The sequence below is a fragment of the Streptomyces sp. NPDC050535 genome (genome assembly GCF_044457665.1).
Classification (GTDB): Bacteria; Actinomycetota; Actinomycetes; order Streptomycetales; family Streptomycetaceae; genus Streptomyces.
The window spans coordinates 261,177-280,733 of record NZ_JBITHE010000009.1 but is presented as its reverse complement, the minus strand read 5'-3'; the positions used below and the strand labels follow the sequence as shown (position 1 = coordinate 280,733).

16 protein-coding genes are annotated in these 19,557 nt (G+C 70.1%); 10 read left to right on the top strand and 6 right to left on the bottom strand.

Features of this window, described 5'->3' with window-relative positions; genetic code table 11:
* The first annotated feature begins 41 nt into the window (after positions 1-41).
* The 3 genes from ACIBLC_RS22110 to ACIBLC_RS22100 all read left to right on the top strand — a co-directional run bounded on the left by ACIBLC_RS22110 (position 42) and on the right by ACIBLC_RS22100 (position 3,277).
* Positions 42-989 (top strand): hypothetical protein, encoded by a 948-nt coding sequence (locus tag ACIBLC_RS22110; protein ID WP_399212789.1) that lies wholly within the window; start codon positions 42-44, stop codon positions 987-989.
* 135 nt (positions 990-1,124) lie between these two features.
* Entirely contained in the window at positions 1,125-2,369 is a 1,245-nt protein-coding gene (locus tag ACIBLC_RS22105; RefSeq protein WP_399212788.1) for a LacI family DNA-binding transcriptional regulator, read from the top strand.
* Positions 2,366-3,277, top strand: a complete 912-nt coding sequence (locus ACIBLC_RS22100; protein ID WP_399212787.1) for a carbohydrate kinase — start codon at positions 2,366-2,368, stop codon at positions 3,275-3,277. The genes ACIBLC_RS22105 and ACIBLC_RS22100 overlap by 4 nt, the downstream gene beginning before the upstream one ends.
* A gap of 102 nt (positions 3,278-3,379) precedes the next feature.
* On the opposite strand, the gene uvrA is transcribed toward ACIBLC_RS22100, so the two are convergent.
* Positions 3,380-6,481: an excinuclease ABC subunit UvrA gene (gene uvrA / locus ACIBLC_RS22095; protein WP_399212786.1), complete on the bottom strand. Its 3,102-nt coding sequence runs from the start codon at positions 6,479-6,481 to the stop codon at positions 3,380-3,382.
* Positions 6,482-6,704: 223 nt separating this feature from the next.
* Between uvrA and ACIBLC_RS22090 the strand changes: the two genes are divergently transcribed.
* The 5 genes from ACIBLC_RS22090 (at position 6,705) to ACIBLC_RS22070 (ending at position 10,919) form a co-directional block, all read left to right on the top strand.
* On the top strand, positions 6,705-7,391 hold the full coding sequence (locus ACIBLC_RS22090) for a maleylpyruvate isomerase family mycothiol-dependent enzyme (RefSeq protein WP_399212784.1): 687 nt from the start codon (positions 6,705-6,707) through the stop codon (positions 7,389-7,391).
* Positions 7,392-7,400: 9 nt separating this feature from the next.
* On the top strand, positions 7,401-8,057 hold the full coding sequence (locus tag ACIBLC_RS22085) for an MBL fold metallo-hydrolase (protein ID WP_399212783.1): 657 nt from the start codon (positions 7,401-7,403) through the stop codon (positions 8,055-8,057).
* Positions 8,058-8,392: 335 nt separating this feature from the next.
* Entirely contained in the window at positions 8,393-9,271 is an 879-nt protein-coding gene (locus ACIBLC_RS22080; protein WP_399212782.1) for an ABC transporter substrate-binding protein, read from the top strand.
* Positions 9,268-10,170: an amino acid ABC transporter permease gene (locus ACIBLC_RS22075; RefSeq protein WP_399212781.1), complete on the top strand. Its 903-nt coding sequence runs from the start codon at positions 9,268-9,270 to the stop codon at positions 10,168-10,170. The genes ACIBLC_RS22080 and ACIBLC_RS22075 overlap by 4 nt, the downstream gene beginning before the upstream one ends.
* Positions 10,167-10,919, top strand: coding sequence for an amino acid ABC transporter ATP-binding protein (locus tag ACIBLC_RS22070; protein WP_399212780.1), 753 nt, complete (start codon positions 10,167-10,169; stop codon positions 10,917-10,919). Before ACIBLC_RS22075 ends, ACIBLC_RS22070 begins: the two co-directional genes overlap by 4 nt.
* Before the next feature lie 33 nt (positions 10,920-10,952).
* On the opposite strand, the gene aroQ is transcribed toward ACIBLC_RS22070, so the two are convergent.
* Positions 10,953-11,426 carry a type II 3-dehydroquinate dehydratase gene (gene aroQ, locus ACIBLC_RS22065; RefSeq protein WP_399212778.1) on the bottom strand — a complete coding sequence of 158 codons (474 nt, stop codon included), beginning with the start codon at positions 11,424-11,426 and terminating at the stop codon, positions 10,953-10,955.
* Between the two features lie 102 nt (positions 11,427-11,528).
* On the opposite strand from aroQ, the gene ACIBLC_RS22060 reads away from it, so the two are divergent.
* Positions 11,529-12,575 carry a S66 peptidase family protein gene (locus ACIBLC_RS22060; RefSeq protein WP_399212777.1) on the top strand — a complete coding sequence of 349 codons (1,047 nt, stop codon included), beginning with the start codon at positions 11,529-11,531 and terminating at the stop codon, positions 12,573-12,575.
* A 59-nt stretch (positions 12,576-12,634) separates the two neighbouring features.
* A complete protein-coding gene (locus ACIBLC_RS22055) occupies positions 12,635-13,942 on the top strand; it encodes an MFS transporter (RefSeq protein WP_399212776.1) in 1,308 nt (435 codons plus the stop codon).
* Positions 13,943-14,080: 138 nt separating this feature from the next.
* Here the strand turns inward: ACIBLC_RS22055 and ACIBLC_RS22050 are convergent, their stop codons facing one another.
* The 4 genes from ACIBLC_RS22050 to ACIBLC_RS22035 form a co-directional block, all read right to left on the bottom strand.
* Positions 14,081-15,181 carry a calcium:proton antiporter gene (locus ACIBLC_RS22050; RefSeq protein WP_399212775.1) on the bottom strand — a complete coding sequence of 367 codons (1,101 nt, stop codon included), beginning with the start codon at positions 15,179-15,181 and terminating at the stop codon, positions 14,081-14,083.
* A 247-nt stretch (positions 15,182-15,428) separates the two neighbouring features.
* Complete coding sequence (locus ACIBLC_RS22045; RefSeq protein WP_399212774.1) at positions 15,429-16,460, bottom strand: TerC family protein; 1,032 nt, start codon at positions 16,458-16,460, stop codon at positions 15,429-15,431.
* A gap of 287 nt (positions 16,461-16,747) precedes the next feature.
* Entirely contained in the window at positions 16,748-18,772 is a 2,025-nt protein-coding gene (locus ACIBLC_RS22040) for a TerD family protein (protein ID WP_399212773.1), read from the bottom strand.
* Positions 18,773-18,817: 45 nt separating this feature from the next.
* Positions 18,818-19,432 carry a TerD family protein gene (locus ACIBLC_RS22035; protein ID WP_383682253.1) on the bottom strand — a complete coding sequence of 205 codons (615 nt, stop codon included), beginning with the start codon at positions 19,430-19,432 and terminating at the stop codon, positions 18,818-18,820.
* Between the last annotated feature and the right edge of the window lie 125 nt (positions 19,433-19,557).

Sequence of the window (19,557 nt, the reverse complement as noted above, 5' to 3'; positions counted from 1 at the left end):
GCCTGACCAGCCGTTGTGAGCATTCACAGAAAGGCCCCTGTATGCGGCACGGCACACAGCACGCGGACCTCGCCACGGAGGAACTGGAGACCGCCCTGCGCGGCGGCCCCTTCCACATCGCGCTGCGCGCCGCGATCGCCGCCCGCGGGCTGCCCCTGCAGCGGGTACAGCACCACCTGTCGCGGTACGGGGTCAAGGTCGGTGTGACCAGCCTGAGTTACTGGCAGCAGGGCGCCCGGCGCCCACAACGCCCCGAGTCGCTGCGGGCCGTCCGCGCCCTGGAGGAGATCCTGCAACTTCCGGACGATTCGCTGATCCGGCTGCTCGTCAAGGCCGACGAACCCTCCCCCGCGGATCGCACCGCCGGCCGTTCGTACCGCTCGCTCGTGGAGGCCTCCGGCGTCCTGGAGCGGCTCCTGGGCGAGTTGGAGTCGCCCCTCGACAGCGGGCTGCACACCCTCGGCCACCACGAATGCGTACGCATCGGAGCGCGGCGCGAGCTGGTGGGCCGCGAGTCGCACCACATAGTGCGCGCACACCGGGAGGGCGTGGACCGCTATGTGGCCGTCCACCATGGCGACCCGGGGTGCGCTCCGGACCGTATGGCGGTGCACCCGCTGGAGAACTGCCGTACGGGGCGGGTTCGGTGGCACCAGGAGACCGGAATCCTCGTGGCCGAGCTGCTCTTCGACACCCGACTGCGCGCCGGAGACACCTATCTCTTCCGTTACGGCTTCGACGACGGCACCGCCGGGGCGTCCGGCGAGTACGCACGCGGATTCAGTTTCGCCGGCGGACAGTACGCCCTCCAAGTGCGGTTCACCGGGGAGACGTTGCCCGTGCGCTGTCACCGGTTCACCCAGCAGTCGGCGGCGGCTCCGCGCAGTGGCCGCCAGGAACTGACGCTGAGCGGTCACCACCGCTCGGTGCACCTTGTCGAGCCGCGGCTGCGGCCGGGGATCCTGGGGATCGAGTGGGACTGGGGGTAGCCGCCCGACTCCGTGCGACCCGGCGGACGTAAACGCTTACGTAAGCGTTTACGTCTGCCGCCCGATGGGATACGTTCCGTGCGAGGAGCGGGTTGGCCGATGGGCTGAGGCCCAGGTTCCGGGGACGGAGGCGCGATGGCGACGATGACCGACGTGGCCCAGCGCGCGGGTGTGTCCATCGCGACCGTCTCGCATGTACTCAACGACACGCGACCCGTGCGGCCGGCCACCCGTCAGGCGGTTCTCGACGCGATGGACACGCTCGGGTACACGCCCAACACCCTGGCCCGTTCGCTGGTCACCTCACGCACGCGGTCCATCGGCCTGGCGGTGTCGGCGATCAGCAACCCGTACTTCACGGAGATCCTCCAGGGCGTCGAGGCCGGAGCCCTGGAGCACGGCTACGGGCTGCTCCTCGCCGATCCGCACGACGACCCCGTGCATGAGCGGAAAGTCGCCCAACTGCTGCATGAGCGCCGCGTCGACGGCATGATCGTCGCACCCTCGGCGGACCCGGGCGAACTGCTGGAATACCTCGGGAAACACGACGTGCCCACCGTGTTCCTGGACCGACTGGTCGATGTGCCCACCAAGACGCCCACCAAGACTCCCGCCGGGACACCAGCAGGGACACCCGTCGAGCCCCACGCTCACGCCCCCTCCGACAGCCCTCCCGACGCCGCCCCTCGTTCCTCCTTCCGCTACGACCAGGTCTGCGCCGAGAACGCCGAGCCCATGGCGCGGTTGGTCACGCATCTGGCCGAGCTGGGCCACAAACGCGTCGGACTGGTCGCCGGCCTGCCCGGGCTCAGCACCACGACCGAGCGGATCACCGGCTACCGCCACGGCCTGGCGAACGCCGGACTCCCCTACGACGAGCGGCTCGTGGCACACGGTGACTCCGAGTCCGGTGCCGCCGAGCGCACCACCGGCGCACTGCTGTCCCTGGCGGCACCGCCCACCGCCCTGGTCACCGGCAACAACGCCATGACAATCGGCGCGCTGCGGGCCCTGCGCGCGCGAGGCCTGTCCGTGCCGGCCGACGTGGCGCTGTGCTGCTTCGACGACTTCTCCTGGGCGGACCTGTTCACGCCCCGGCTGACCGCGATCTCCCAGCCCAGCAGGGAGATCGGCGCCCAGGCCCTCCGGCTGCTCCTGGAACGGCTGACATCGCCCGGCCGCCCGGGCCGTACCGTGCGGCTGCCCTCCACCCTCGTCCACCGCAGCTCGTGCGGCTGCCCGGAGAGGCCTGACGAGCCCGCGAAGTCCGGGATGCCCGACGGTTCCGCGGCTCCCGGCCCGCCCGGGAACCCCAGCAGCCCCACGAACCGCAACAGCGCCAGCAGCCCCAGCAGTTACGAGAAAGGACCCGTGTCGTGATCGTCGTCGCCGGTGAGGCCCTGATCGATCTGGTGCCGCAGGGCGCGGGCGCGCTCGTCGGCCTGCAACCGGCGCTCGGCGGCGGGCCCTACAACACCGCGGTGGCGCTCGGCCGCCTCGGCTCCCCGACGGCCTTCTGCTCCCGGGTCTCAGGCGATGCCTTCGGCGAGGCGCTCCTCGACGGGCTTCGCGGGGCGGGCGTCGACGTGTCGTCGGTGCAGCGCGGAGCGGAGCCGACGACCCTCGCCGTCGCCTCGATCGGCGCGAGCGGCTCGGCCTCGTACTCCTTCTACGTCGAGGGCACGGCGGACCGCCTCTTCACAGCCCCGGCCCAACTCCCGGACGCGACAAGGGCGGTGTCCTTCGGTACCTGCTCGCTCGTCCTGGAGCCGGGCGCGAGCGCCTACGAGGAGCTGATGCGGACCGCGGCCGCGCGGGGCGTGTTCACCACCCTCGACCCGAACATCCGGGCCGGGCTGATTCCCGACGCGGACGCCTACCGGGCCCGGTTCAGGAGCTGGCTCCCGTCGGTGTCGCTGCTCAAGCTCTCCGAGGAGGACGCCCAGTGGCTCGGAGGCACCCCGCGTGAATGGCTGGCGTCCGGGCCCACGGCCGTGGTGATCACGCACGGCGGCGACGGCCTGACGGCGTTCACCCGCGACGGCTCGGTGCACCCCGTGCCCGGCGTAGAGGTCGAGGTCGTGGACACCATCGGCGCCGGCGACACCGTGAACGCGGCCCTGCTGCACGGTCTGGCCGCCCGCGACGCCCTGTCTCCGGCGGGCTTGGCCGATCTGGGTCCCGAGGGCTGGACCGAACTGCTGCGCTTCGCGGCCCGCGCGGCGGCGATCACCTGCTCACGTGCGGGGGCGGAGCCGCCGTACGCGTCCGAACTCGACATCCTCTGAGACCACCGCCCCGTACGCCCTCAGGTCCGTGCAGGGCGGCTGACCGTGCAACGGACGGCGCCCCCGGGGAGTTCCCGTGGGGCGCCGTTCTGTGCCGGCTTGTCAGGCCTCGCGGGCCCGCGTGGTCCTCTTCGCGGGGACCGCCTTCTTCGTGGCTGCCTTCTTCGTGGCCGTCGACTTCGTGGCTGTCGACTTTGCGGCTGTCGATTTCGCAGACGTCGACTTCGCGGTCGCGGCCGTCTTCTTGGTCGCCGTGCTGTCGACCGCCTTGGTGGCCGTCTTCTTCGGGGCGGACTTGGCCGCCACCGTCCTCTTGACCGGCGCCTTGCGCGGGGCCTTCACGAACGTCCCGTCGCTGATCCGGTCGGCGCCGAGGATCTCGCGCAGGAACTTGCCGGTGTGGCTGGCCGGAACCCCGGCGACCTCCTCGGGCGTGCCCTCGGCGATCACGAGACCGCCGCCGTTGCCGCCCTCGGGGCCCATGTCGACGACCCAGTCCGCGGTCTTGACGACGTCGAGGTTGTGCTCGATGACGATGACCGTGTTGCCCTTGTCGACCAGGCCGGACAGCACCGTAATGAGCTTGCTGATGTCCTCGAAGTGCAGACCGGTGGTCGGCTCGTCGAGCACGTAGACCGTACGCCCCGTCGACCGCTTCTGGAGCTCGGAGGCCAGCTTCACGCGCTGCGCCTCACCGCCGGACAGGGTCGGCGCCGACTGGCCGAGCCGGACGTAGCCGAGACCGACGTCGTTGAGCGTCCTGAGGTGGCGGGCGATCGCGGGCACGGCCTCGAAGAAGCCGAGCGCCTCCTCGATCGGCATGTCGAGGACCTCGGAGATGGACTTGCCCTTGTAGTGGACCTCCAGGGTCTCCCGGTTGTAGCGCGCCCCGTGGCAGACCTCGCAGGGGACGTACACGTCCGGCAGGAAGTTCATCTCGATCTTGATGGTGCCGTCGCCCGAACAGTTCTCGCAACGGCCGCCCTTGACGTTGAAGGAGAAGCGGCCGGGCAGATAGCCCCGCACCTTCGCCTCGGTGGTCTCGGCGAACAGCCTGCGGACGTGGTCGAAGACTCCGGTGTACGTCGCCGGGTTGGACCGGGGTGTACGGCCAATGGGCGACTGGTCGACGTGCACGACCTTGTCGACGAGGTCGTCGCCCTCCACGCGCGTGTGCCGCCCGGGAACGCTCCGCGCACCGTTGAGCTCGCGGGCCAGGTGCGTGTAGAGGATGTCGTTGACGAGAGTCGACTTGCCGGAGCCCGACACGCCGGTGACGGCCGTCAGGACACCTAGAGGGAAGGAGACGTCGATGTCCTGGAGGTTGTTCTCCCTGGCGCCGTGCACGGTGAGTCTGCGGCTCGGGTCGGTGGGACGGCGCAGGTCCGGCAGGGGGATCTGCCGCTTGCCCGACAGATACTGCCCGGTGATCGAGTCGGGGTTGCTCAGCAGATCCTTGAGGGAACCGCTGTGCACGACCTTGCCGCCGTGCTCGCCCGCGCCGGGGCCGATGTCGACGACCCAGTCGGCGACCTTGATGGTGTCCTCGTCGTGCTCGACGACGATGAGCGTGTTGCCCATGTCGCGCAGCCTGACCAGGGTCTCGATCAGGCGGTGGTTGTCGCGCTGGTGCAGACCGATGGAGGGCTCATCGAGGACGTACAGCACACCGACGAGTCCGGAGCCGATCTGGGTGGCCAGCCGGATGCGCTGGGCCTCACCGCCGGAGAGGGTGCCGGCCGCGCGGTTCAGCGACAGGTAGTCGAGGCCGACATCGACCAGGAAGCGCAGCCGTTCGTTGACCTCCTTCAGCACGCGCTCGGCGATCTTCTTGTCGCGGGCGTTGAGCTTCAGCTTGCCCAGGAAGTCCGCGCAGTCGCTGATGGACATCGCGGAGACCTCGGCGATGGACCTCTCCATGACAGTGACCGCGAGAACGAGCGGCTTGAGGCGCGTGCCCTCACAGGTGGGGCAGGGCACCTCGCGCATGTAGCCCTCGAAGCGCTCGCGGCTCGCGTCGCTCTCCGCCTCGCTGTGCCGCCGCTTCACGAACGGGACGGCGCCCTCGAACGCCGTGGTGTAGACCCGCTCCCGTCCGTACCGGTTGCGGTAACGGACCTCGATCTGCGTCTTGTGTCCGTAGAGCAGGGCCTTCTTGGCGCGCTGCGGCAGACCGGCGAAGGGGATGTCGGTCCGGAACCCCAGCGCGTCGGCGAGGGCGCCGACGAGACGGCCGAAGTAGTCCTTGGTGTGCCCGTGCGACCACGGGTGGACGGCGCCCTCGTCGAGGGACTTGTCCTCGTCCGGGACGATCAGCTCGGGGTCGACCTCCATGCGCGTACCGATACCGGTGCACTCGGGGCAGGCGCCGAACGGCGAGTTGAACGAGAAGGAGCGGGGCTCCAGCTCCTCGAAGGACAGGTCGTCGTACGGGCAGTACAGGTGCTCCGAGTACATCCGCTCGCGCTCGGGGTCGTCGGCGGGGAGGTCGACGAAGTCGAGCACGACCATGCCCCCGGCCAGGCCGAGGGCGGTCTCCACGGAGTCGGTCAGGCGGCGCTTGGCACCGTCCTTCACCGTGAGGCGGTCGATGACCACCTCGATGGTGTGCTTCTCCTGCTTCTTCAGCGTGGGCGGCTCGGTGAGCTGGATCGTCTCGCCGTCGACCCGGGCCCGGCTGTAGCCCTTGGTCTGGAGGTCGGCGAAGAGGTCGACGAACTCCCCCTTGCGCTCGCGCACGAGCGGCGACAGGACCTGGAAGCGGCTCCCCTCCGGCAGCTCCAGGACCTTGTCGACGATGGCCTGCGGCGACTGGCGCGTGATGGGCCGGCCGCACTCGGGACAGTGCGGCTTGCCGATGCGCGCGAAGAGAAGGCGCAGGTAGTCGTAGACCTCGGTGATGGTGCCGACCGTCGAGCGCGGGTTGCGCGAGGTCGACTTCTGGTCGATGGAGACCGCCGGGGAGAGGCCTTCGATGAAGTCCACATCCGGCTTGTCCATCTGTCCGAGGAACTGCCGGGCGTACGAGGACAGCGACTCGACGTAGCGGCGCTGCCCCTCGGCGAAGATCGTGTCGAAGGCGAGGGAGGACTTGCCCGACCCCGACAAGCCCGTGAAGACGATGAGCGAGTCGCGCGGAAGGTCGAGCGAGACATTCTTGAGATTGTGCTCGCGCGCTCCACGGACGATGAGACGGTCGGCCACGCCGGTCCGCACCTTTCTTGAGAGAAGTGACAGGGGCGGGGCCCCCGTCGTTTTCAGACTAGGGGGAGCCACTGACAACGCCGGGTCGGTTTCCCTGGTTCACAACAATCCCGGGCCATCCAGCATGCCCGACGCCGCACCCGAGCCTATAGCACGTGCATTCGATTTGTGGGTGTGGTCGACCGCCTTCACCCGAACGTGTGGCGGAGCTATCGTCATACCCATGAACGATCATGTGCGTGACCTGGCGTCTGTACGTGACGCGACCGAACGGCTGCTCACCGCAGCAGCCCGACTGGACAACGTTTCTGTGGCCGAGCCGACACGGCTTCCCGGCTGGAGTCGCGGTCATCTGCTCGCTCACATCGCCCGCAACGCGGACGCCCTGGTGAACGTCCTCGCCGGACGCCCCATGTACGCCTCCGGGGAGGCCCGCGACGCCGAGATCCGGCGGGACGCTCCGCGCCCCCTGAACGTGCAGGTCACAGACGTACGGGAGAGCGCGGTGCGTTTCCAGGAGGCCGGGGCCGCGCCCGCGGACTGGTCCCGCACGGTGGAGCTGCGCAACGGGGTCACGGACTCCGCGTCCCGGGTGCCGTTCCGGCGGTGGGCCGAGGTCGAGCTGCACCACGTCGATCTGGGGATCGGGTACGAGCTGGAGGACCTCCCCGAGGAGTTCACCCGGCGCGAGACCGACTTCCTCGCGGAGCGTTTCCGGGGGCACCCCGGCGTACCCGCGTTCCTGATGAAGGAGGACGACGGCCGCTTGATCCCCTCCGGCCGTCAGGACGGTGAGCCGATCTTGGTCACCGGTCGCCGGGCCGACCTGCTCGGCTGGCTCGCAGGGCGCCGTGACGATGCGGCGCTGACCACCGACGGCGGCCCGCTGCCCGCCCTTCCCCCGCTATAGGCTGCCGCCATGACGTACAGCGGAGCGGTGAAGGTCGGCGGCCCTGCCGACGTGCACGAGTTGCGGGACCTGATGATCTCCAAGGTCGCGGTGGGCCCGATGCACAACAACGCCTATCTGCTGCGCTGCCGGGCCACCGACGAGCAGCTCCTGATCGACGCGGCCGACGACGCCTCGACCCTGCTCACGCTGATCGGTGACGACGGCATCGCGTCCGTGGTCACCACCCACCAGCACGGCGACCACTGGCAGGCCCTCGCGGAGGTCGTGACGGCGACGGGCGCCCGCACCTACGCGGGCCGGGACGACGCCGACGGCATCCCGGTGCCGACCGATGTCGCGGTCCAGGACGGCGACACGATCCGGGTGGGGCGCGTGGAACTCACCGCGCGCCACCTCGTGGGGCACACGCCGGGCTCGATCGCGCTCGTCTACGACGATCCGCACGGGCACCCGCACGTGTTCACCGGGGACTGTCTTTTCCCGGGCGGTGTGGGCAACACGCGCAAGGACCCGGAGGCGTTCGCCAGCCTCATCCACGATGTCGAGACGAAGATCTTCGCGGCGCTGCCGGACGAGACCTGGGTCTACCCGGGCCACGGCAACGACACGACGCTGGGCGCCGAACGACCGCATCTGCCGGAGTGGCGCGCCCGGGGGTGGTGAACCCCGGTTCCGGGGGGCGCGAAACGTTGAGATGCGCTCCCCGTACGCGCCCCGTGTGAACCGAGCGCACACGCCGGTGCCACGCGCGCGCTCCCGGCGTACGCCCTGGTGCAGTCCACTGGAAACAGCCCCGCGCGGGATGACGGCTCCTGCACGGATGGGCCGCCGGCCTGTCGGTTCCCGCCCTCGGCCGGCGGCCCCGGCGAGCGTCTCGACGGGACGCTCGGCGGAGTCTCCGGACACGTGTTCACAGGACTGCAACACCCGTTCCCAATATGCGGACAGTTGCCCCTGTGACCTCGACAAACAGGACGCCGCACTGTCACTCTCCCGCCATGCCTCTCGCCCAACGCGCCCTGCGCCGCACCGCGTCCGCCGCCACCGTCGCCCTGTTCGCCGTCGTCGCCTCGGGCTGCGCCCCGCAGCCCGAGGACGACGCGGCCGCCTCGCCCTCCGCGAACGCCTGCGAGCAGGGCGAGTTGGCCACCGAGACGTCCGGCAAGCTGACGATCGCGACCGACGAGCCCGCGTACGAACCGTGGTTCAAGGACGGCAAGCCCGCGAACGGCGAGGGCTTCGAGTCTGCGGTCGCGTACGCCGTCGCGAAGCGGCTCGGCTACGCCGAGAGCGACGTCGTCTGGCAGAGCGTCCCCTTCAACAAGGCCTTCGCACCCGGTGAGAAGACCTTCGACTTCGACATCAACCAGGTGTCGATCAGCGACGAGCGCAAGAAGGCCGTGGACTTCTCGTCCGGCTACTACGACGTACGCCAGGCCGTCATCGCGCTGAAGGGCTCCAAGGCGGCGAAGGCGGCGAGCATCGCGGACCTCAAGGACGTGAAGCTGGGCGCCCAGGTCGGCACCACCAGCCTCGACTACATCAACGACGTGGTGAAGCCGGCCGAGGCGCCGGCCGCGTACGCGAAGAACGACCAGGCCAAGTCCGCGCTGAAGAACGGCCAGGTGGACGCCATCGTGGTCGACCTGCCGACCGCCTTCTACATCACCGCGGCCGAGGTGACGGACGCGAAGATCGTCGGACAGTTCGAGAACGGCACCGGCACTCCCGAGCAGTTCGGGCTCGTCCTCGACAAGGGCAGCGCGCTGACCTCGTGCGTGACCGGCGCGGTGGACGCCCTGCGCGAGGACGGCACGCTGGCCTCGATCGAGAAGCAGTGGCTGTCCGACGCCGTCGACGCCCCGGTACTCAAGTGACGGTCGTGAAGGACGAGCCCGGCGGGGGCTCCGGCGAGGGGGACACGCGCGAGGCGTACGTCCCCTCGCCGCGGCGGATCGAGCGGGAACGCCACAAGCGCACCCGCTCCCGCCGTGCGACGGCGATCGCCACGCTCTCCACCCTGGTCACCGGTGTCGTCCTGTACCTCGTCGTCGTCAGTGCGCCGGGCTGGCCGCGCACCAAGGAGACGTTCTTCAGCGCCGAGTACGCGCGCGAGGCGTTCCCCAAGGTCCTCGAAGGGCTGTGGCTCAACGTCCGGCTGCTCCTGGTCTGCGGTGTCGCGGTGCTCGTCCTCGGCATGCTGATCGCGATCGCCCGCACCCTGCGCGGCCCGGTGTTCTTCCCGCTCCGGGCGCTGGCCGCCGCGTACACCGACTTCTTCCGCGGGCTCCCGCTGATCATCAACCTGATGATCGTGGTTCTGGGCGTCCCGGCGCTGCGGCTCCAGGGCGTCACCGTCGACCCGATCCTCCTCGGGGGCACCGCGCTCACGCTCACGTACTCGGCCTACGTCGCCGAGGTGTTCCGCGCCGGCATCGAGTCCGTGCACCCCTCGCAACGCGCCGCCGCCCGTTCGCTCGGCCTCACCAACCGGCAGGCTCTGCGGTTCGTCGTACTCCCCCAGGCCGTACGCCGTCAGGTGCCGCCCCTCCTCAACGACCTGGTGTCCCTCCAGAAGGACACCGGGCTCGTCTCGATCGGCGGCGCGGTCGACGCGGTGCGCGCGGCGGACATCATCGTGGGCCGCAGCCTCAACTACACGCCGTACATCGTCGCGGGACTGGTCTTCGTCGCCCTGACCATCCCGATGACCCGCTTCACGGACTGGGTCACGGCCCGGATGGACCGTCGGCGGGCACAGGGAGGGACCATATGACCGCCGCTCCGGTACTGCGCATGGAGGCCGTCCGCAAGACCTTCGGCGAATCGGTCGTGCTGCGGGACGTCGACCTCGAAGTCGCCCCGCACACGGTGACCGCGCTGATCGGCGCCTCCGGTTCCGGCAAGTCCACCCTGCTCCGCTGCGCCAACCTCCTGGAGGAGATCGACGACGGCGCGATCTGGCTGGACGACGAGGAGATCACCGACCCACGGGCCGACCAGGACGCGGTACGCCGCAGGATCGGCGTGGTCTTCCAGGCGTACAACCTCTTTCCGCACATGACCGTCCTGGAGAACATCACCCTCGCCCCGCGCCGCGTGCACGGCGCGAACCGCGCGGACGCGGAGGCACACGCCCGTGAGCTGCTCGACCGGCTCGGGCTCGGCGCCAAGGCGGGCGAGTACCCGGACCGGCTGAGCGGCGGCCAGCAGCAACGGGCCGCGATCGTCCGCGCGTTGGCCGTACGTCCCCGGCTGCTGCTCCTGGACGAGATCACCGCCGCCCTCGACCCGGAACTCGTGGGCGAAGTCCTCGCCGTCGTCCGGGACCTGAAGGACGACGGCATGACCATGGTCCTGGCCACCCACGAGATGAGCTTCGCCCGCGAGGTCGCGGACCAGGTTTGCTTTCTGGACGGTGGCGTGGTCCTCGAACACGGCACGGCCGAGGAGATCTTCGGGAACCCGCGACAGGAGCGGACGCAGCGCTTCCTGCGGCGCGTCGTGGAGGCGGGACGGCTCTGAACCACCGGCGGGTCTCCGCGCCGACGCGCGCCGTCAGGCCTCCGCGTGCCCCGTCCCCGCGAGGGCCGCGACCCGCTCCACTCCGAAGACGTACCCCTGCACACCACACCCGGCGATCACTCCGTCGGCGCGGAGGGAGACGTAGGAGTGGTGCCGGAACTCCTCACGCTGGTGGATGTTGGAGATGTGGACCTCCACCACCGGGAGGCCGTCGCAGGTGTTGAGCGCGTCCAGGATCGCGACGGAGGTGTGCGAGTAGGCGGCCGGGTTGATCACGATCCCGGCGTGGTTGAGGCGCGCCTCGTGGATCCAGTCCACCAACTCACCCTCGTGGTTGGACTGGCGGAAGTCGACCGTGCCGCCGTGCGCGGCCGCCGCCTTGGCACACAGGGCCTCGACGTCGGCGAGCGTGTCCGAACCGTAGATCTCCGGCTGGCGCTGCCCGAGAAGGTTCAGGTTGGGCCCGTTGAGGATCATGATCGGGGCGTTGGCGAGTGTGCGGGGCACAGTTCCTCCGGTCCTTCCAGGTATGCCGGCCCGTCGAGGACCGCTGCTCGGACCCGGTTTATCACGGTGCGCTCGGACGGCACCGCCCCATACGCTCCCGCCATGACGACACCTGCCTACCCTCCCAAGCCCTCGCCGGGCGACCGGGCAGCGGTGATCTCGCCCTCCTCCGGACTCCCCGGGCTCCTCCCGCTCCCGTACGAGCTGGGTCTGGAGAGGCTGCGCGAGGAGTACGGCCTCGAACCGGTCGAGTATCCGGCGACCCGGAAGATGGGCTCGACACCGCGGGAGCGGGCCGACGACATACACGCGGCGTTCGCCGATCCGACGGTCAAGGTGGTCATCACCTCCATCGGCGGCGACGACCAGATCACCGTGCTGCCGCTGCTGGACCGGGAGTTGATACGCGCCAACCCGAAGCCGTTCTTCGGGTACAGCGACAACACGAACCTCCTCGCGTACCTGTGGAACGCCGGGATCGTCGGCTACCACGGCGGATCGGTGATGTGCGAACTCGGCCGCCCCGGCGCCATGGACCCGCTGACCGCCGAGTCGCTGCGGGCCGCGCTGTTCACCTCCGGCGAGTACGAGCTGAAGCCGGCCGCCCGTTGGCGCGACGTCGACCGCGACTGGGCGGACCCGGTGACGTTCGAGTCGGAGCCGGAGACCCGGCCCGGCTCCGGCTGGTCCTGGATGAATGCCGACCAGGCGGTCGGGGGCCGCAGTTGGGGCGGCTGCCTGGAGATCGTCGGCCAACTGCTCATGGCAGACCGTGAGATCTCGCGCGACCTCACGGTGTACGACGGCGGAGTGCTCTTCCTGGAGACCTCGGAGGAGTTGCCGAGCGCCGAGGAGGTCTTCCGCGTCCTGCGGAGCATGGGCGAGCGTGGTCTCCTCCAGCGCTTCTCCGCACTGCTGATGGGCCGCCCCAAGACCTGGTCGTTCGAGTGCCCCAACAGCCCTGAGGAGGGGGCCCGTTACGCCACCGAGCAGCGCGAGAGCGTACTGCGCGCGCTGGAAGCGTACGCCCCCGGCCTGCTCACCGTCTTCGACGTGGACCTCGGACACACCGACCCCCAGACAGTCGTCCCCTACGGGGGAACGATCAGCGTGGACGGCCCCGCCCGGCGCATCACGGTCACCTACTGACACGGCACAAGCCCCACACGCCCCCGTAACTGCCGGTCACCGTGGGTAGTTGACGCGGCATGCACGACGTACACACAGTTAAGAAACCCTCCATGCTCCGGCTCGCGACCGCCTCGCTCGCGGGGACGGCCATCGAGTTCTACGACTTCTTCGTCTACGGGACGGCGGCCGCGCTGGTCCTGGGGCCGCTGTTCTTCCCGACGTTCTCCCCACTGGCGGGGACGCTGGCGGCCTTCGCGACGTTCGGTGTCGGCTTCGTCGCCCGCCCGCTCGGCTCGGTGCTCTTCGGGCACCTCGGGGACCGGCGCGGGAGACGGCCGGTCCTCATCGCCTCACTGCTGCTGACCGGTGCGGCGACCGTCGCCGTCGGCTGCGTGCCGACGTACGGCACGATCGGGGTGGCCGCCCCCGTACTCCTGCTGATGCTGCGTTTTATCCAGGGACTCGGACTCGGCGGGGAGTGGGGCGGGGCGGTGCTGCTGACCGCCGAGCACGCTCCCGCCGAGCGGCGCGGGCTGTGGTCGAGCTTCCCGCAGATCGGCCCTTCCCTGGGGTTCCTGCTGGCCAACGGCGTGATGCTGGTGCTGTCGGCGACGCTGTCCGACGCCCAGTTCGCGGCCTGGGGGTGGCGGGTGCCGTTCTGGGCCGCCGGGGTGCTCGCGGCGGGCGGGCTGTGGCTGCGCGGTTCGCTCGTGGAGAGCCCGCAGTTTCTGGAAATGGAAATGGGCGACCACGCGCGTGTGCCGCTCGCCGAGGTGGTGCGCGATCACTGGCGACTGGTGCTGCTGACGGCCGGCGGCCTCGCGGTCGGGTACGCGGTGTTCTACGCGGTGACGACCTGGGCACTCGCCTATGGCGTGGAACGGCTCGGGGTGAGCCGAACCGTCATGCTGGCCTGCATCATGGCGGCCGTGGTGGTGAAGGGGTCCCTGACGCCTGTGATGGCCCTGCTCGGCGACCGTTACGGACGGCGGCCACTGTGCCTCGTGGGCTGCGCGACCGCCGCGTTGTGGATGTTCCCGATGATCGCGCTGCTCTCGACCGGCGAGCCCCTGCTGATGTTCCTCGGCTTCCTGGTGGCCCTGACCGCGTTCATCACGATGTTCGCCGTGATCGCCGCGTATCTGCCGGAGCTGTACGAGCCCCGGGTGCGCTGCACCGGCGCGGCGGTGGGCTACAACCTGGGCGGGGTCCTCGGCGGTGCGCTCACCCCGATCGTGGCGACAGCGGTGTCCCAGGGGGAAGGCACCCCCTGGGGCGTGGCCGCCTACCTGACGGGAATCGCGCTGCTCAGCCTGGGATGCTTCGCCCTGCTGCCGGAGACCCGGCCGGTGCCACGGCTGGCCGTCGTACAGGCCACGGACTGACGGACGCCGTAGGCCAGGGGCTGAGGAATGGAGTACGGGCCAGGTGCTGACGGACGTCGTACGGGCCCCAGCATGACGAGCGTCGTACGGCCCCGGGCTGACGGGTGTCGTCGGGACCGACCGCTGGGCGGCCGCCGGTTAGGGATTGATGGCAAGCTCCAGGTACGCGGCGAAGAGCACCAGGTGGACACCGCCCTGGAGCGGCGTGGCGCGCCCGGGAACCACCGTCAGGGCGCTGACCACCACGGTCAGTGCGAGCAGCACCATGTGCGTGGAACCGAGGCCGAGGACGAGCGGTCCGGAGAGCCAGATGGAGGCGAGCGCTACGGCGGGGATCGTGAGGCCGATGCTGGCCATCGCCGAGCCGAGGGCCAGGTTCAGGCTGGTCTGCACACGGTCGCGGCGGGCCGACCGCAGTGCGGCGATGGTCTCGGGGAGCAGCACGAGCAACGCGATGATCACACCGACCACCGCGGCCGGCATCCCGGCCGCCTCGACCCCGGACTCGATGGTGGGCGACACGCCCTTGGCGAGCCCGACCACGCCGATGAGAGCCACACCGAGCAGGGCCACGCTGATTCCGGCGGTACGGGCGGACGGGGCGTCGGCGTGGTCGTCCACGTGGATGACCTCGCCCTGCCGGGTGATCGGCAGGAAGTAGTCACGGTGGCGCACGGTCTGCGTCGTCACGAAGAGGCCGTACAGGACCAGTGAGGCGAGTGCGGCGAAGGTGAGCTGGGCCGAGGAGAACTCCGGTCCCGGCTTGCTGGTGGTGAAGGTCGGGAGCACCAGGCTGAGCGTGGCCAGTGTCGCTACGGTCGCGAGGGCTGCCCCGGTGCCCTCCGCGTTGAAGACCGCCAGTCCGTGGCGCAGCGAGGCGACGAGCAGGCACACCCCGACGATGCCGTTGCAGGTGATCATCACGGCCGCGAACACGGTGTCGCGGGCCAGCGTCGAGCTCTTGTCACCGCCGTCCGCCATCAAGGTGACGATCAGGGCGACCTCGATGATCGTGACGGCGACGGCCAGGACGAGTGAACCGAACGGTTCCCCGACCCGGTGCGCGATCACTTCGGCGTGGTGCACGGCGGCCAGCACGGCCCCGGCGAGAACCGCCGTCACCAGCGCGACGACCACCCCGGACAGATCACGTCCCCAGGTGAAGGCCAACAGGACCACCGCGATCACCGGCACGAGGGACGTCCATTGCGTCACGAGCGACCGGAACCGAATGATCATGCGGCGATCCTTTCAGGCGGGGTGCGGCCCCGCATTTCGGTGATGCGGTGCCCGCCACGGGGCCGACCGCGTTGCTGTTTCGCATGGCGTCTTCGTAGGGCTCGGCCTCGACGCCTGCCTCCGCCCGGCCACGGCGCCCCCGGGCCGGGGCCTCGAATCCGGGCAAACAGCGGGAGCGGTGCCCGGCGATTCGCCGGGCACCGCTCCAGGACTGCTTGTTCCTACGGCGTTCCTACGGCCGGCGTGGTCAGACGTCGATGCTGTCCTTCGAAGCACCGTCACTGTCCTTCGAAGCACCGTCGCTGTCCTTCGGGGCACCGTCGGCCTCTTCCCGCGCCGCCTGCTTCTTGGAGGCGATGAGGCTGGTGATCGTCGTGATGACCAGGACGCCGCAGATCACGCCGAGGGAGACCGGGATCGAGATCTCCGGGACATGGACACCCGACTCGTGCAGCGCGTGCAGCACCAGCTTGACGCCGATGAAGCCGAGGATGACCGACAGGCCGTAGCTGAGATGGACCAGCTTCCTGAGCAGGCCGCCGATGAGGAAGTACAGCTGTCGCAGACCCATCAGCGCGAACGCGTTGGCCGTGAACACGATGTACGGGTCCTGGGTGAGGCCGAAGATCGCGGGGATCGAGTCGAGCGCGAAGAGTACGTCGGTGGTGCCGATCGCGAGCATCACGACCAGCATCGGCGTCATGACGCGCTTGCCGTTCTGCTGGATCCACAGCTTGGTGCCGTGGTAGCGGTCGGCCACGCCGAAGCGTCGTTCGGCGGCCTTGAGCAGCCGGTTCTCCTCGAACTCCTCGTCGTCGGCGTCCGTCCGGGCCTCCTGGATCAGCTTCCAGGCGGTGTAGATGAGGAACGCGCCGAAGATGTAGAAGACCCACGCGAAGTTCGCGATGACCGCGGCTCCGGCGGCGATGAATATCGCGCGCAGCACGAGGGCGATGAGCACACCTACTAGGAGCACTCGCTGCTGGTACTGCGTGGGCACCGCGAACTTCGCCATGATCAGTACGAAGACGAAGAGGTTGTCGACGCTCAGCGACTTCTCGGTGATGAAGCCGGCGAAGAACTCTCCGGCGGGCTGGCCGCCGGAGAAGACGAGCAGGCCGAGTCCGAACAGTCCGGCCAGGACGATCCAGACGACCGTCCAGATTCCGGCTTCCTTGATCGACACGTCGTGCGGCTTGCGGCCGATGAAGAAATCGACGGCGATGAGGGCGGCAAGGCCCGCGATCGTCAGGACCCATAGGGCCACGGAAACATTCACTGCGCCTCCGGCAGTTCGTAACGGCAAATTTCAGCGTCGTCGCTGCCGGAGGTCTCTTCCACCCGAGGCGACCGGACGCGTGGTGCGCCCGGTGCCTGCGGGCCGACGCCCCGGGATCTGGCCTGATCCGTATTGACGGGTACGTCGCAATAGTTGATGGGGAGTACTCCCCTCCGTACGGAGAACAGTACCCGAATCACCAAGGAAAGGTAAAGCCGTTAGTAAAAGAAAGGCCAAGTCGCCTGGTCAGAGGACTTTACCGATGCTTGGCACAAGCTCGTGAGGCGTCAGCGGTTCCAGGAACGGCGGGCCGCCGCGACCTGCGTGAGCACCTGCTGGAGGATCTGACTGCCCGGCGGGACCAGCCCGGGCTCGTACGTCCACGCGTGCCCGACCCAGGGGTCGGCGAGGTGGTCGTCGGGCACCGGGGTGAGTCGCAAAAGCGATCGCCACAGCGGGTCGAGCAGCGGCCCGTAGGCCTCCGCGTCCTCCCGGTCGGCCACCATCATCAGATGGACGCCGACGGCCGGCCCCTCGTCGGCGAGATAGCGCAGCTGAGTCACGGCACGGTCGTCGAAGCCGTGCGGGAAGTCGTTGACGATCAGCAGTTGTTCAGCGGTGTCCAGGTCCGGGGGCAGCGAGTCGGCCGCTCCACCGCGCACCGCCATCTGCACCAGGTCGACACGCTGGGTGAGCCGGGCCAGCACGTCGGCCACCCCCGTGGCGCCGACGGCGGGCGGGCCGTCCAGCACCCCCGACCGCACCAGCGGCGCGAGGGACGCGGCGGCCGAACCGGCCGCGTCTATGACGTGCACGGTGAACTCGCCCGGCGGATGGACGGCGAGCAGGCGCCCGGCATGCGACACCGCCGCGTCCATGGCGAGGCGACGCAGTTCGTCGGAGTCGGCGAACGAGTCGCCGAGGCCGGCCCGGCCGCTGTCGATCCACAGGCCGCGCTCCAACGGCAGCCGGACCAGCATCGGAATGCTCAGCCGCTCGCTCTCGGGCAGCTGGAGGTCGCCCAGGCGCAGGGCCATCGGGACCTCCATGGGCACCCGGTAGCCGTGCCAGACCGGGTTGTCCCAGCGCGCGAACGCCGCGGGCAGCGCGGGCTCGACGACGTCGGCCTCGGCTCCGAGCTGCGCGAGGTCCCGGTCGAGGGCCGCCCGTGCCTGATCGACGAGCTGGGCGTGCTTGGCCTGGGCCGCCTCGCGTGCCGCGTCGCCCTGCCCGCCGATCCGGCTGCGCGGGTCGGACAGGACCTTGTCGAGCTCCTGCTCCATGCGCGAGTCGGCGAAGTCGACGGCGCTGCGATACGCGGCGGCGCTGCGGGCCAGGTCCTCGAACATGCCCCACACCTGGTTGTAGAGCCGCTCGTCCATGGACCAGCCGGTCGCGTCGCCCGCGACGGGCGGTGCGGGCTGCCCGGGCTGAGTGGGTGGCGCGGTCGGCGGGGGTGGAGGCGGCGCGGTCTGCCGGCTCGGGTGGCTGTAGTCGACCGGACCTCCGGCGACAGGCGCGGACGGCTGCGTGACGGCGGAGGGATCGCTCTGCCCGGGACCGGCCGGGTAGTTCGTCTGCGGCGCCGTGATGCCCTGCGCACCGGGCACGTCGTACGGCGACTGCGGCGGCGGTACGTCCGCGGGGGCGCCCTGGGGCGGTGCGGCGTACGGCTGATCCCCTCCCGTCGCCGATGCGGCAGCCTGTCGTGAGCGGTCAGCGTCGGGCGTACGGGACGGAGGCGCCGCCACCGAGCGGGCCAGGCCCTGCGCGACCGCCTCGTTGATGGTGCCCGCGAGCTGCCGTGCCTCGGGCAGGCCCTGGTCGGTGAGGAGTTCGGCGAGACCTCCCGCGTAGCCCTGACCGACCGCGCGGACCTTCCAGGCGTCCTGTCGGCGGTAGAGCTCCAGGGCGATGACGGCCGACTCGGCGTCCAGGCCGGTGACCGTGTAGCTCGCGACCTCGGAGCCGTCGAGGCCGGTGACCGCGACGAAGGGGGCGGCGACGGCTCCGAACCGGACCGGACCGCCGACACCGGACGGCAGCGCGAGCAGCACGCTGACCCGGTGCACCGCATCCGACAGGGCGCCCAGGTCGATCGCGAGGCGGTGGTCGGCCGCGGCCTGCCTGGAGACCTCGAGTCCGGGGAGAGTGGGTGCGCCCGGGTGGGCGACCCACTCGACACCGCGGACCCGGCCCTGCGCGTCGCTGAGCGTGGCACCGGCCACGATCGGCTTGCCGGCCGAAACGCGGACCTCTAGACGGACCTGGGAGAGCGGATGGTTCTGCCCCCGGACCAGCTCAGCCGTCATCGCCTTGTCCCCCTAAACCGCTTCGTGTACCGCGCGCCCGGCCGCCTACAGCTGCGGCAGGATCGCGGGCATCAGGTCCTGGAACGTGCGGCCGTTGGCCGGCGTGCCGATGGCCGTCATCTGCCAGCCCGTGCCCGCCCGGTGCACCTTCGCCATGATCTGGGCCGTGTACTGCCCACCGCCTGCCAGCGTGTAGCGGGCGAGCTCCTGTCCGTTGGTCTCGTCGACCAGACGGCAGAACGCGTTCTGCACCTCCTGGAACGTCTGGCCCGTGAAGGAGTTCACGGTGAAGACGATCTGGTCGATGTGGACCGGGATGCGCTGGAGGTCGACGAGGATCGACTCGTCGTCACCGCCCTGGCCCGCACCGCCCACGAGGTTGTCACCGGTGTGCCGCACGGAGCCGTCGTCGCTGACGAGGTGACGGAAGAACACGACGTCGACGGGCTGCTTGTCGGCGAACAACACGGCGGACGCGTCGAGGTCGATCTCCCGCGTACGCGAACCGAACAGGCCGCGCCGGGGGGCCGCCTGCCAGCCGAGCCCCATCCGCACGGCGGTGAGGGTTCCCCCGCCCCTCTTCTCCAGACTGATGGCCTGACCCTTGGTCAGGTTGACGCCAGGCCCACCGGGCGTACCGCCCTTGGATACGTCGACCACGCGCTGTTTCCCCTCTCGGACTGTCCCCTGTTTCCGCGGAATCCACGGATGACCAGAACCCTACGCAGCGGCACTGACAGTGCCGCACCCTGGGGCGAACTTTGTGTCGGTCTTGCAACACAGTG